Annotated in this window: 11 protein-coding genes; 6 read left to right on the top strand and 5 right to left on the bottom strand. The window is 66.6% G+C overall.

Translation table 11 applies throughout. The annotated features are described in order from the left end of the window. Nucleotides 1-20: 20 nt before the first annotated feature. Nucleotides 21-968, bottom strand: a complete 948-nt coding sequence (locus XM50_RS09425; protein WP_046409079.1) for a cation diffusion facilitator family transporter — start codon at nt 966-968, stop codon at nt 21-23. Continuing rightward, entirely contained in the window at nt 965-1,543 is a 579-nt protein-coding gene (gene pdxH, locus XM50_RS09420) for a pyridoxamine 5'-phosphate oxidase (RefSeq protein ID WP_046409144.1), read from the bottom strand. The genes XM50_RS09425 and pdxH overlap by 4 nt, the downstream gene beginning before the upstream one ends. Before the next feature lie 87 nt (nt 1,544-1,630). On the opposite strand from pdxH, the gene ku reads away from it, so the two are divergent. The 5 genes from ku (at nt 1,631) to XM50_RS09395 (ending at nt 9,816) form a co-directional block, all read left to right on the top strand. Beyond that, on the top strand, nt 1,631-2,542 hold the full coding sequence (gene ku, locus XM50_RS09415; RefSeq protein WP_046409078.1) for a non-homologous end joining protein Ku: 912 nt from the start codon (nt 1,631-1,633) through the stop codon (nt 2,540-2,542). 33 nt (nt 2,543-2,575) lie between these two features. Then, nucleotides 2,576-5,059: a DNA ligase D gene (ligD, locus tag XM50_RS09410; RefSeq protein ID WP_046409077.1), complete on the top strand. Its 2,484-nt coding sequence runs from the start codon at nt 2,576-2,578 to the stop codon at nt 5,057-5,059. A gap of 105 nt (nt 5,060-5,164) precedes the next feature. Beyond that, complete coding sequence (locus XM50_RS09405) at nt 5,165-7,651, top strand: circularly permuted type 2 ATP-grasp protein (protein WP_156167226.1); 2,487 nt, start codon at nt 5,165-5,167, stop codon at nt 7,649-7,651. After that, complete coding sequence (locus XM50_RS09400) at nt 7,648-8,538, top strand: transglutaminase family protein (protein ID WP_046409075.1); 891 nt, start codon at nt 7,648-7,650, stop codon at nt 8,536-8,538. The genes XM50_RS09405 and XM50_RS09400 overlap by 4 nt, the downstream gene beginning before the upstream one ends. A gap of 84 nt (nt 8,539-8,622) precedes the next feature. Beyond that, nucleotides 8,623-9,816 carry a multidrug effflux MFS transporter gene (locus XM50_RS09395; protein WP_046409074.1) on the top strand — a complete coding sequence of 398 codons (1,194 nt, stop codon included), beginning with the start codon at nt 8,623-8,625 and terminating at the stop codon, nt 9,814-9,816. Nucleotides 9,817-9,830: 14 nt separating this feature from the next. Here XM50_RS09395 and XM50_RS09390 read toward each other — a convergent pair whose 3' ends face one another. The 3 genes from XM50_RS09390 to XM50_RS09380 all read right to left on the bottom strand — a co-directional run bounded on the left by XM50_RS09390 (nt 9,831) and on the right by XM50_RS09380 (nt 11,911). Continuing rightward, nucleotides 9,831-10,133, bottom strand: coding sequence for a hypothetical protein (locus XM50_RS09390; protein ID WP_046409073.1), 303 nt, complete (start codon nt 10,131-10,133; stop codon nt 9,831-9,833). A 120-nt stretch (nt 10,134-10,253) separates the two neighbouring features. Next, entirely contained in the window at nt 10,254-10,901 is a 648-nt protein-coding gene (locus XM50_RS09385) for a peptidylprolyl isomerase (RefSeq protein ID WP_046409072.1), read from the bottom strand. A gap of 476 nt (nt 10,902-11,377) precedes the next feature. Then, nucleotides 11,378-11,911 (bottom strand): hypothetical protein, encoded by a 534-nt coding sequence (locus tag XM50_RS09380; RefSeq protein ID WP_046409071.1) that lies wholly within the window; start codon nt 11,909-11,911, stop codon nt 11,378-11,380. 98 nt (nt 11,912-12,009) lie between these two features. Here XM50_RS09380 and XM50_RS09375 point away from each other — a divergent pair, with 98 nt between their 5' ends. Next, nucleotides 12,010-12,384, top strand: a complete 375-nt coding sequence (locus XM50_RS09375) for a PRC-barrel domain-containing protein (RefSeq protein ID WP_125945133.1) — start codon at nt 12,010-12,012, stop codon at nt 12,382-12,384. Nucleotides 12,385-12,401 lie beyond the last annotated feature (17 nt).

The following is a 12,401-nucleotide window of genomic DNA, read 5'->3' as shown; positions in this document are numbered from 1 at the left end:
CGCCGGATCAGCGGCGAGGTTCAGATACGCTTGCCGAACCAATGCGGCGTCACGTCCGCCTCGACCAGTGGATTGTCGGTATCGACATGCCCCTCCGGATCGAGATGGATCAGCACCTCCACGCGCGGAAACACGTCGCGCAGCCGGCGTTCGACATTCTCCACGATGTCGTGCGCGGCGGCGACGGTCAGCGTGCGATCCACCTCCATGTGGAATTGCGCGAAATCATGCGCGCCGGCCCGCCGGGTGCGGAAATCATGGATGCCGCGGATGCCGGGTTGGCGCGCGGCAACCTCGATAAAGGCGGCGCGCTGATCTTCCGGCCATTCCTTGTCCATCAGCATGTCGATCGCCTGGCTCGACGCCTTGAACGCGCCCCATGCGAGCCACATCGCGATGGCGATGCCGAAGATCGGATCGGCGCCGGGCACGCTGGCGAACTGATCGAGCACCAGCGCCGCGATCACCGCCACGTTGAGCAGGACGTCCGACTGGTAATGGACATTGTCGGCGAGGATCGCGACCGATCCGGTGCGCCGGATGACGCTGCGTTGATAGGCGAGCAGCGCAAAGGTCGCGACGATCGCCGCCACCGACACGCCGATGCCCAGCGTCGCGTCCTGATTGACCTGCGGATTGGTCAGCCGCTCGATCGCGCGCCATGCGATGCCGATCGCCGAGGCAGTGATCAGCACCACCTGGAACAATGCCGCCAGTGCCTCCGCCTTGCCATGGCCGAAGCGGTGATCGTGGTCCGCCGGCTCCGCCGCCACCTTGACCCCGTAGAGGGTGACGAGGCTCGCCAGCAGGTCGAGCGCAGTGTCGGCCAGCGAGCCGAGCATCGCGACCGATCCGGTGTGCCACGCGGCAAAACCCTTCAGCGCCAGCAGGAACGCTGCCGTCGCGACGCTCGCCAGGGCGGCGCGCATCGCAAGCGGGATGATCCGGCGGCGTTCGTCGTTGGTCATGGGTAGAGCAAGCCTTCCGTCCACCCCGCTTCTTCACGCGTGAACAATCGACGCTCATGTAGGCGATGCGCGCGATCCTGCCAGAACTCGATACGATCGGGCACCACGCGATACCCGCCCCAATGCGGCGGGCGCGGCACGTCGCTACCCTCGAAACGGAATTGCATTGCCTCGAACCGCCCCTCGAAGATCGAGCGGGCGGCCAGCGGACGGGATTGTTCGGACGCCCAGGCACCCAGCTGCGAGTCGCGCCCGCGCGAGGCGAAATAGGCGTCGCTTTCGGCGTCGCTCACCCGTTCCACCACGCCCTCGATCCGGATCTGGCGGCGCAGCGACTTCCAGTGAAACAGCAGCGCAGCCTGCATATTTTCCTTCAGGTCGTGTGCCTTGCGGCTCTCGCGATTGGTGTAGAACACGAAACCGTCGGGGCCGTGCCCCTTCAGCAGCACCATGCGCGCGGCGGGCCGCCCGCTGGCATCCGCAGTCGCCAGCGCCATCGCGTTGGGATCATTGGGTTCGCTTTCCTGCGCCTCGGCAAACCAGGCGTCGAACAGGCCGAAGGGATCGGTGGACATGCTGGCTGCCATAGCACCGGCGATGCGGCGGAACGACTCCCCGCGCCACGAATTGAATCGGCCTCGCAACGATGAAGGCGGACGATCATGGCGGCACGGGCATATTGGCAAGGGCAGATACGCCTCGCGCTCGTCTCCATCCCGGTGGAAATCTATTCGGCCGTCAAATCGGGCGCGAGCGTCAGCTTTCGCCAGATCCATGAGCCGACCGGCAAGCCGATCAAATATGAAAAGGTGGCCGAGGGTGTCGGGCCGGTCGATGCCGACGACATCATGAAGGGCTATCAGATCGACAAGGGCGAATATGTCCTGCTCGATCAGGACGAGATCGATTCGGTGAAGCTGGAATCGAAGAAGACGCTGGAACTGACGCAATTCGTCGACGCGAGCGACATCGACGTCCTGTATTATGAGAAGCCCTATTTCGTCGTGCCGGCGGACGACCTGGCGGAGGAAGCGTTCATCGTGCTGCGCGAGGCGTTGCGGCGGACCAAGAAGGTCGGGCTGGGGCAGCTGGCGATGCGCGGGCGTGAATATGTCGTCAGCCTGAAGCCGTGCGGCCGCGGCATGGTGCTGGAAACCTTGCGCTATGCCGATGAGGTGAACCGGGCGCAGGGCTATTTCCGCGACATTCCCGATGCCAAGCCGGACGAGGAACTGCTCGAACTGGCCGAGGCGCTGATCGAAAAGAAGAGCGCCGCCTTCGACCCGCAGGAGTTCCACGATCGCTATGTCGATGCGCTGAGGGACCTGATCGAGCGCAAGCGCAAGCAGAAGGGCAATCGCAAGATCATCGAGGAGAAGGATGACGGTGGCGGGCGGTCCGCCTCCAACGTCGTCGACCTGATGGCCGCGCTGAAGAAATCGATGGAAAAATCCGGCGGTGCTGGCGCGGCGACCAAGAGCACGCCCGCCAAGAAGCCCGCTGCGAAGGCCGCGTCGCGCACCACGCCGGCGAAGAAGACGGCCAGCAAGCCGGCGGCGCGCAAACGTGCCTGACCTCATCCTCATGCCGCCGATGGGGGTCACGCCATGAGCAGCGATCCCCTCGCCCTCTACAATGCCAAGCGCGATTTCGCGAAGACGGCCGAGCCCGCCGGCACGTTGGCGCCGGGCAATGGCAACAGCTTCATCGTGCAGAAGCATGATGCGACGCGGCTGCATTGGGATTTCCGGCTCGAGCTCGACGGCGTGCTGAAGAGCTGGGCGGTGACGCGCGGGCCGAGCCTTGATCCCAACGAGAAAAGGCTGGCGGTCAGGACCGAGGATCACCCGCTCAGCTATGCAACCTTTGAGGGCACGATCCCCAAGGGCGAATATGGCGGCGGCACGGTGATGCTGTGGGATCGCGGCACCTGGTCGGTGATCAAGGGCAAGTCGCCCGAGGACCTCGAGAAAGGCCACCTTCATTTCGTGCTCGATGGCGAGCGGATGAAGGGCGAATGGCTGCTGATCCGGCTGAAGCCCAGGGGCAAGGAAAAGCGCGAGAACTGGCTGCTGCGCAAGATCGACGATGGCTATGCCGGCGGCACCGACACGTTGGTTGAAACCGCGCTGACCAGCGTCACCACCGACCGCACGATGCAGGAGATCGCCGAGGGTAAGAAACCGAAGAAGGTCGAAAAGGCCCGAGCGAAGAAGAAGGCGCCTGCGTCACGCGGGCGCAGCACGAGCAAAGGCAAGGCGAAAGGCGCACCGCCGGCATTCTCCCCGCCGCAATTGTGCACGCTGGTGGACAGCGTGCCCGACGGGTCTGCGTGGATGCATGAGGTGAAATACGACGGCTATCGCGCGGTGATCGCGGTCGGCGGCGGCACCGCAAAGGTCTATACCCGCAACGGGCTGGACTGGACCGACAAGTTCCAGGCGATTGCTGACGCCGCGGCGGCGCTGCCGGTCGACAGCGCGCTGCTGGACGGCGAGATCGTCGCCTTCAAGGACGGGCGGCCCGACTTCTCCACGCTGAAGAACGCGATCTCCTCCGGCGGCGACATGACCTTCTTCGCCTTCGACCTCATCGAACTGGATGGCGAGGATCTGCGCCCGCTCACCAATCTCCAGCGCAAGGAACGGCTGCGGCCGATCATCACCGCCTCCGACCGGCTGCAGTTCAGCGAACATGTCATGGGATCGGGTGAAAAACTGTTCGAGACGATGTGCGCCGAGGGGCTGGAGGGGATCGTCTCCAAACAGGCCGACGCGCCCTATCGCGGGCAGCGCACCAAGGCGTGGGTGAAGGTCAAGTGCACGCGGCGGCAGGAATTCGTGATCGTCGGCTGGACCACGTCCGACAAGGCGCGCGGCTTCCGCTCGCTGCTGCTCGGCGTACATGAGGACGGCAAGCTGCGCTATGCGGGCAAGGTCGGCACGGGGTTCTCCAACGACCTGATGATCGAGCTGAGCGAGAAGCTCGCAAAGCTGGAGCGCAAGACGCCGACCGTCGAGGTGCCCAAGAATCTTGGCCGCGCCGCGGTGAAGAGCGCGCATTGGGTGACGCCCAAGCTGGTCGCCGAAATCGCCTTCACCGAAACCACGCCGGACAAGCTGCTGCGCCACCCGAGCTTCCTCGGGCTGCGCGGTGACAAGGATGCCAAGGACGTGGTGATCGAACAGCCGCAGGCCCCGCCCGCCGCCGCCCCCACCGACGTTCCGGCGACCAGCATCAAGGTCAGCAGCCGGGACCGGCTGATCTTTCCCGAATCGAAAGTCACCAAGGGCGATCTGGCCGATTATTATGCTGAGGTGGCCGGAATCATGCTGCCCTGGGCCGGTCGGCGGCCGATCAGCCTCGTTCGATGCCCGCAGGGACGCGCCCGAAAATGCTTCTTCCAGAAGCATGACGCGGGATCGTTCGGCGATCACGTCCATCAGGTGCCGATCACGGAGAAGGACGGATCGACCGAAAATTACCTCTGGGTCGACGATGCCGACGGGCTGGTCGCCTGCGTGCAGATGGGCACGATCGAATTCCACGGCTGGGGATCGACGGTCGACCATCTGGAGCAGCCCGACCGGCTGGTGTTCGACCTCGACCCCGACGAGGGCCTCGATTTTGGCGACACCAAGAAGGCGGCCGAGCATCTGAAAAACCAGCTCGCCGAGCTTGGCCTCACCAGCTTCCCGATGCTGTCCGGGGGCAAGGGGGTGCATGTCGTCGTGCCGCTCACCCCCGATGCCGAATGGCCGGCGGTGAAGAGCTTTGCCGATCGCTTCGCCCGTGCGCTGGCGCAGGCCGAGCCGGACCGCTTTGTCGCGACGATGAGCAAGGCTAAACGCAAGGGCCGGATCTTCATCGACTGGCTGAGGAACCAGCGGGGCGCCACGGCGATCATGCCCTATGCGGCGCGTGCACGTGCCGGCGCCCCCGTTGCAGCGCCGGTTTCCTGGACCGAATTGCGCGACATTGACAGCGCCGCGCGCTGGCATGTCACGGACGCGGCTGAACTGATCGAACGCGCGGGCAGCCGTGCGCTCGCCGGATGGGGGGTGGCCGAGCAGACATTGCCGGACCTGTGACGCCATGGGCCTTTGCGCCCGCGCGCTTTCATCCGATCCCGCAGCACCGATTTCATATTGCGCCGCGACAATGCCCCGCTAGGGTCCGCGCCGCGCAGGAGCCCCATCGTCTTGGCGACACAGCCCGCCCTTTTTGATCCCTATACCAACGCGCGTCGCTGGATCGACGATTACCGCGCGCATGTCGCCAGCGGCGGCGACGTGCTGTGCGGCGGCGACGAGACTCCGTGGCTGGCGATGTTCGAGGAACTAGCGACGCTGGTCGGCGATGACCTGGCGTACGCCCGCGAACGCGTGCAGCGCCATGCCGCGGACATCGGCACGGGATTTCGCGTGACCGGCGAGAATGAGGAGCGACCCTGGCCCCTGTCCCCGGTCCCGCTGCTGATCGAGGGCGACGAATGGGCCGCGATCGAACGCGGGATCGTGCAGCGTGCCGACCTGTTCGAGACCATCCTTGCCGATCTGTACGGCGAGGCAAAGCTGGTCGCCCGCGGGCTGGTCCCCGCCGCGCTCGTGGCGGGCAGCCCGTTCTTCCTGCGCCCGCTCGTCGGCCTGCCGCCACCGGGCGGCCACCAGCTTCACTTCATGGCCGTGGACCTGGGCCGCGGGCCGACCGGCGAATGGCGGGTGCTGGCCGATCATCTTCGCACGCCATCGGGTGCGGGCTATGCGCTGGAAAACCGCCTGGCGGTCAGCCGCACGCTCGGCGGCCTTCAGGCGCGGCTCAATGTTGCGCGCCATGCGCCCTTCTTTGCCGCATTTCGCGACGGCCTCGCCGCATCGTGCAACCGCACCGATCCCCGCATCGGCCTGCTGACCCCGGGAAATTACACCGTCAGCTATCCCGAGCAGGCACATCTTGCCCGCTACCTCGGCCTGCTGCTGGTGGAGGGCGCTGACCTCGCCGCGCTGGAGGACAAGGTCTATGTTCGCACCATCGGCGGGCTGAAGAGGATCGACGCTCTGTGGCGCCGGCTCGACGCGCGCTTCCTCGACCCGCTCGCCTTCGACACTCACTCGCAGATCGGCGTGCCCGGCCTGATCGACGCCTATGCCGCCGGCAATGTCGTGCTGGCGAACGCACCCGGTGTCGGGGTGCTGGAGGCGCCCGCCTGGCACGCCTTCCTGCCGCAATTGTGCCTTCGCCTGACCGGGGCCAGCCTCAGCCTGCCCAATATCGCGACCTGGTGGTGCGGCCAGCCCTCCGAATGCGCGCGGGTGGAGGAGGATCTCGACAATCTGCTCATCGCGCCGGCCTTTGGCGGCGGGACGCTGGGCTTACCCACCGACAGCGCCGTCGCGGGAAACGATCTCGATGCCGCACAACGCACGGCGCTGCGCGCCGATCTGGCGCGTCGGCCGCAGGATTATGTCGGGCAGGAGATCGTCCGGCTTTCCACCATGCCGGTCGTCGCCGGCGACACCCTGGTATCGCGCCCCTTCACGCTGCGTGTCTTTGCCGCGCGCGGCGCGGACGGCCGCTGGGTCGTGCTGCCGGGCGGCTTCGCCCGCATCGCCGAGCATCCCGATCCGCGCGCGGCGGTGATGGGCGAGGGCATCTGGTCGGCCGATGTCGTGGTACACGGGAACACGCCGGTCGATCCCGTGTCGCTGCTGCCGCCAACCGACACCCAGCATATTCGCCGCAATCCCGGCACCCTGCCGAGCCGCGTGGCGGACAATTTCTTCTGGCTGGGCCGGTATCTGGAACGCGGCGAGGCGCTGCTGGCGGTGATCCGCGTGATGCTGGGCAATTCGATCGACGCCGATGGCGGCGCGGCGCTGAGCAGCGACACGATCGGGCGGCTGGCAGGATTGATCGGCAGCACCGGCGCCGCGCCGCGCCCGTCCAGCCACAAGCGGGCGGACCTGACCCAGATGGCGCGGCATGCGATGGAATCGGTCGGCCAGGGCTGGCAATCGGTCGCGGAGATCAACCTGCACGCACGGCGGATCGGCAACAATTCGCGTGACCGGTTGTCGGCGGATATGGTGCGGCTGCTCGACGCGCCCTTCCCCACCCATCGCGGGACGCTGGATCGCGCGGGCTCGCTTCAGCGGCGCTACGCGGCGATCGCCGGCCTGTCGGCGGAACATATGAGCCGCACCGCGGCCTGGCGGTTCCACGATCTCGGTCGGCGGATCGAGCGCGCACTGGCCATGGTCCGCGCTCTCCTGACCTTTGGCCTTGCGGGATCATCGCTTGATGATCTGTCGACCCTGCTCGACCTTGCCGACAGCCAGATCAGCTATCGCCAGCGTTATCTGACCGGCCTCGCGCGCGTGCCGGTGGTCGATCTGGTCGCGCTCGATACCGGCAATCCGCGCTCGCTCGCCTTTCAGGTGGAGCGCATCTGGGAGCATCTTTGTGCGTTGCCGGTGCTGAACGACGACGGCATGGCGGAGGAGCAGCAGCAACAGGCAACCGAGCTGAAGGCGATCGTATCGAGCGCCCGCGCCGGAACGCTCGACGGCAAGATGCTGAGCGAGCTGGAGGCGCGGCTGATCGGCCTCTCCAACGAGATTGCCCGGCGCTATTTCCTGCAAGGGGCGGAGCCGCTGCGCGCCGGCGGGCTGACGCTGGCATGATCTACGACATCACCCACGTCACCCGGTTCGACTATGGTGCGCCGGTGCGCTTCGCGCGCTGCAACCTGCGGCTGGAGCCGATCGACTGGCCGGGACAAAGGCTGGAATCGTACATGCTGCGCGTGACGCCATCGGGCCGGACCACCCCGGCGCGGGCAGAGGCGGGGCTCGCCAACGTGACGCGCCTCACGATCGACGTGCCGGTCCAGCGGCTGACGATCGAGAGCTGCGCACGCATGACGGTAGACCGTCCGGTGCCGATGCTGGCGCCGGGCGATCCGACGCTGGGCGAGATAGCCGCCATGGCGCGCGACAGCCGCGACCTGTCACCCGCGGGGCCGCCGAGCTATCTCTTCCCCTCGCCGCTGATCCCGCTCGATCGCCAGATCGCCGATTATTGCGCGCCCGATCTTGCCCCCTCGCGCAACGCGCTGGAAGCGGGCATTGCGTTGGCGCAGCGGATCCAGCGCGAGTTCGAATTTGATCCCGCCGCGACGCTGGTCGACACGCCGCCACACGAGGCGTTCCTGAAGCGGCGCGGCGTATGCCAGGATTTCGCGCAGATCATGATCACCGGCCTGCGCGCGGCGGGCCTGCCGGCAGCCTATGCCTCGGGCTATATCCGCACGCTGCCACCGCCCGGGCAAGAGCGGCTGGTGGGCGCGGATGCGACGCACGCCTGGGTGCTGTTATGGTGCGGCCCGGTGCGTGGCTGGATCGGCGTCGACCCGACCAATGGCATCTGGATGGCCAGCGACCATATCATCACCGCGGTCGGCCGCGATTATGCCGAAATCGCCCCCGTCGACGGTGTCGTGCTGGGATCGGGGGCGCAGAAGATGGAGGTTTCTGTCGACGTTGCCCCATTGGCCGAAGGCGAGGAATAGCGCCTCGCCCGCCATCCACCGCTTGTCCTCCTGCCGTACCTTCCCGATAGGCCCTGCATGAACACCCACCCTGCTCCCGCCGGCATGCACCCGCGCGAATTCGTGGCCTTTGTCGCCGCGGTGATGGCAGTCAACGCATTCGGCGTCGACCTGATGCTGCCGGCGCTCGCCGATATCGGCCGTGACCTGTCGATCATGGAAGCGAACCATCGGCAGTGGATCATCACCGTCTATATGGTGGGGTTCGGGGCGGGGCAGCTGGTCTATGGCCCGCTCGCGGACCGGTATGGCCGGCGGCCGATCCTGCTGGTGACGCTGGCGGGATTCACCGCCGCGAGCATCTTCGCCGCCAGTTCGACGACCTTTGCCGCCCTGCTCTTCGCGCGGCTGCTGCAGGGGTTGATGTCCGCCTCCACCCGCGTGCTGGCGGTCGCCATCGTGCGCGACGGATCGTCCGGGCGGCAGATGGCGCGCACCATGTCGGTTGCGCAGATGATCTTCTTCCTGGTGCCGATCCTGGCGCCGACGCTGGGACAGTTGCTGCTCGCCTTCGGGCCATGGCGCTTCATCTTCTACGTGCTGGGCGGCTTTGCCGCGTTCGTCCTGGCGTGGAGCGCGGTGCGCCTGCCCGAGACGCTGCCCATCGCACGGCGGCGGGCGATCTCGCTGGAGGCGCTGCGCGGCAGCTATCATCTGACGCTCACCAACCGCTATTCGCTGGGCTATGCGATCGCCGCCTCGCTCACTTTTGGCGGCATCATCGCTTTCGTGTCGCTGTCGCAGCAGATCTTTGTCGATGAGTTCGATGCGGGCGATCGCTTCACCATGTTGTTCGCGCTGTGCGCCTGCGCGATGGGTGCGGCCTCGTTCCTCAACAGCCGGCTGGTGGAGCGGCTGGGCACGCGGCTCATCTCGCAAAGCGCGGTGCTGGCGCTGATCGCGCTTTCGATCGTCCATGTCGCCGTCGTGCTCGCGGGGTGGGAGACGCTGGCCAGCTATGTCTTCTTCCAGGCGCTCAGCATGACCTGCATCGGCCTGTGCGGCGCCAATTTCGGCGCCATGGCTATGGAGCCGGTAGGACATATCGCCGGCACCGCGTCGTCGCTGCAGGGCTTCATCACCAGCATTGGCGCGGTGATCGTGGGGACGCTGATCGGCCAGTCCTATGCGGGCACCACCACGCCGCTGGCGATCGGCTATTTGTGCATCGGCCTGATCGTGCTGGGCATCATCTGGGTCGTGGAGGAAGGGCAGCTGTTCCGCGCCCGCATGTCATAGCGGGTGAGGCGCGATCAGGCGTCCTCGCGGCGGCGCGCGTAGAGGGGCGCGGCAAGCGCATGGATCAGCTGGTCCTCGGCAGGATTGCGGTTCGCGCTGGTGATGAAGAACAGCTGCTGCTCGCGTGCCGGGCCGCTGTCCCCGTCATGCGCGTCCTGCATGAGGGGATCGGCCTCCTCATAGCGCGGACGAGGCGGAGGAACGAAGGCGGTAACGGGGTCCGCTTCCTCGTAGCCAAGCCCCGAGGGGCGCTGCGAACCGGCCGTGCCGTAGCGGAAGGACGTGACCGATCCGGCCATATGATCGCCGTACTGCATGACGATTGCTAGGTCAGCGTCACTGCCATAGCAACGTCAAAGTACCGTTATATCGTCCAGCTTGCGACGAGCGGAGTGGCGCGCTGTCCTGACCCTACTTCTGCCCCTGCCGCGTGGGGCCTAGCCGTCCTTGCGCCCTTCCAGCACCCAGGGCCGGGGGCGTCCCGTCGGCTTCGCTTTGCCGTCGAGCCGCACCGCGCGCTTCACGTAGATCGGCTTCATCAACAGCGTGCCGTTCATGCCGCCGCCCGTAGGCTGCGCCAGGATCTTCTTCACCACCGCCTGTCCGGCGACGACGCGGCCGAAGGCGGCATAGCCGGGATTGTCGGGCTTCCAGTCCATCCAGGGCATGGCTCCGACCGAGATGAACCAATTGCCGTTGGCCGAACCCGGCGGGCCGCGCCGCGCCATCGAGATGGTCATGTCGAGATGCTTGATTCCGGTCTTCTTGGTCGATTCATGCGGAATCATGTCGAGGAAGCGGCGGGCATCGGTGCGGATGCCCGACTGGATGAAGCCGAACTGCGGCGCCTTCTTGTTGCGTGCGACACGGTAGAAGCTGACGCCATCGAAACGGCCGTCATCGACATATTTCATGAAATTCGCGGTGGTCTCCGGCGCCCGCTTTGCGTTCAGCGCCAGCGTGATCGGCCCGAGCGCCGTTTCCAGCCGCACCCGCACATAGCCGGGGGTCGCCCGATCTGCGCGCTGTGCCGCCGCGGGGAAGGCTAGGCCGAGGCCGAGAAGCAGGAGAAGGAGAGCACGCATCGATGCGCCGTGTAGCGGCCAAGCGTGGGAAGCTCCACCGTTGGTGCGTCTCCGCGCGGCATGGCGGTCGCGCGATGCGGCGTCCTGCACGTTTACAGGCACCTTTGCGAAAGCGTCAGATATGAGAAGAGGTTGCCGGGCACCCTTTCGGACAACCCGACAACCCCTAAACATGGTCAGCGGCCGGAGAGCTCCAGCCCGGGAGACCATGCGGGCCTCTGAATGCTACGGCGTCCGACGTTGGTTGGAGGGGAATACCTCCCGTCGAAGCGTCACAGGATCAGAAGCGCGTCCCCCGAACGAACTGAACCGACCCCATTGCTGAACCATGAGACATCGGATCACCTCCTTTCGCTGGTTGATAACGAGCGTGACCTTGTCAGCCACATCCGCAATCTGAATCCTTTATCAACCAGAAACAAGACTTGTTTTAAGTGCCGCTTCGCACGATCCTTCGCGCCCCGCCGCGGGTCGGATCACCCCCGGCAATCCTCGATCACGCGGCCGACTTCGGCATAGGGCGGAACCACCAGCGTCCGCGCGCCCGGCTGCTCGATCGCGATCCGCCCGCGGCTGAACGCCATGGCATCCAGCAACGGCTCGCGCGCGGTGAACACCGCCTGCACAGAGGGGGCGGAGCCGGTCGACACCTGCACCGGAACGGCGCGGGTCGTGCTGCTGGTGCGGATCGTCATCGCGCCCGGCAGCGCGCCGGGCCGCGACAGGACGAGGCGGCGCCCCGCCAGGTCACAGCGCAGCGACAACAAGGGCGCGCCGTTGCCCGGCCCGAACACCGCGCGCGTGCCGCCGCTTTCGCGGGCATAGCGCCAGGTTCCGGGCGTCAACGGCCAATCCTGCCAGTCGGCCGCCAGCGGCGCCGGCTTGTGCGGCTGCGGCGGCGGCGGGGTGGTGACCGGCGGCCGCGGCGGCGGGGGAGCATCGGCCGGCGGGGCGACGCAGGCCGCCATGCTGATCGGGAGAAGAAGGGCGGCGGCAGGCAGAAGGCGCATGGCCTACCCTAGCGCGCACCGGCGCCCCGGCTCAACCGGAACCGCCGCGCGGGACCATCGGTTCAGCGAAACACCATTCGCCCGACCGGGAGACAATGATGAGCACCGCCGACACGCCGACCACTCTTGCCCTGATCGAAGCGACGCTCGTCTCCACCGTAAAGGTCGAAAGTCGCGACGGCGACAAGATCGGGACGGTGCAGTCGTTCCTGACCCATAAGGTCAGCGGGCGCGTGACCCATGCGGTGCTGAGCCTCGGCGGGTTCCTGGGCATGGGGAAAAGCTATTATGCCCTGCCCTTCTCGCTGTTGAGCTTTGATCCCGTCCGCGACCTGTATGTGGTGACGATCGACCGCCGCATGCTCGAAGGCGGGCCGAGTTGGGCCAGCAATGCACCGCATTTCGACCAGGCCTATGCCGATCGCGTCGCCGGCTATTACGGGGTAAGCGGCGAAGACCTGACGCTTCGATAGGGTTTCGCCGGCGGCGG

Source organism: Sphingomonas sp. Ag1 (assembly GCF_000980895.1).
GTDB lineage: Bacteria > Pseudomonadota > Alphaproteobacteria > Sphingomonadales > Sphingomonadaceae > Sphingomonas > Sphingomonas panaciterrae.
This window is presented reverse-complemented; position numbering and strand designations above follow the sequence as displayed.

Bases quoted from the DNA above. Each gene is read 5' to 3' on its own strand.
- XM50_RS09425 (WP_046409079.1), bottom strand. From the start codon at position 968: ATGACCAACGACGAACGCCGCCGGATCATCCCGCTTGCGATGCGCGCC.
- pdxH (WP_046409144.1), bottom strand. From the start codon at position 1,543: ATGTCCACCGATCCCTTCGGCCTGTTCGACGCCTGGTTTGCCGAGGCG.
- ku (WP_046409078.1), top strand. From the start codon at position 1,631: ATGGCGGCACGGGCATATTGGCAAGGGCAGATACGCCTCGCGCTCGTC.
- ligD (WP_046409077.1), top strand. From the start codon at position 2,576: ATGAGCAGCGATCCCCTCGCCCTCTACAATGCCAAGCGCGATTTCGCG.
- XM50_RS09400 (WP_046409075.1), top strand. From the start codon at position 7,648: ATGATCTACGACATCACCCACGTCACCCGGTTCGACTATGGTGCGCCG.
- XM50_RS09395 (WP_046409074.1), top strand. From the start codon at position 8,623: ATGCACCCGCGCGAATTCGTGGCCTTTGTCGCCGCGGTGATGGCAGTC.
- XM50_RS09390 (WP_046409073.1), bottom strand. From the start codon at position 10,133: ATGCAGTACGGCGATCATATGGCCGGATCGGTCACGTCCTTCCGCTAC.
- XM50_RS09385 (WP_046409072.1), bottom strand. From the start codon at position 10,901: ATGCGTGCTCTCCTTCTCCTGCTTCTCGGCCTCGGCCTAGCCTTCCCC.
- XM50_RS09380 (WP_046409071.1), bottom strand. From the start codon at position 11,911: ATGCGCCTTCTGCCTGCCGCCGCCCTTCTTCTCCCGATCAGCATGGCG.
- XM50_RS09375 (WP_125945133.1), top strand. From the start codon at position 12,010: ATGAGCACCGCCGACACGCCGACCACTCTTGCCCTGATCGAAGCGACG.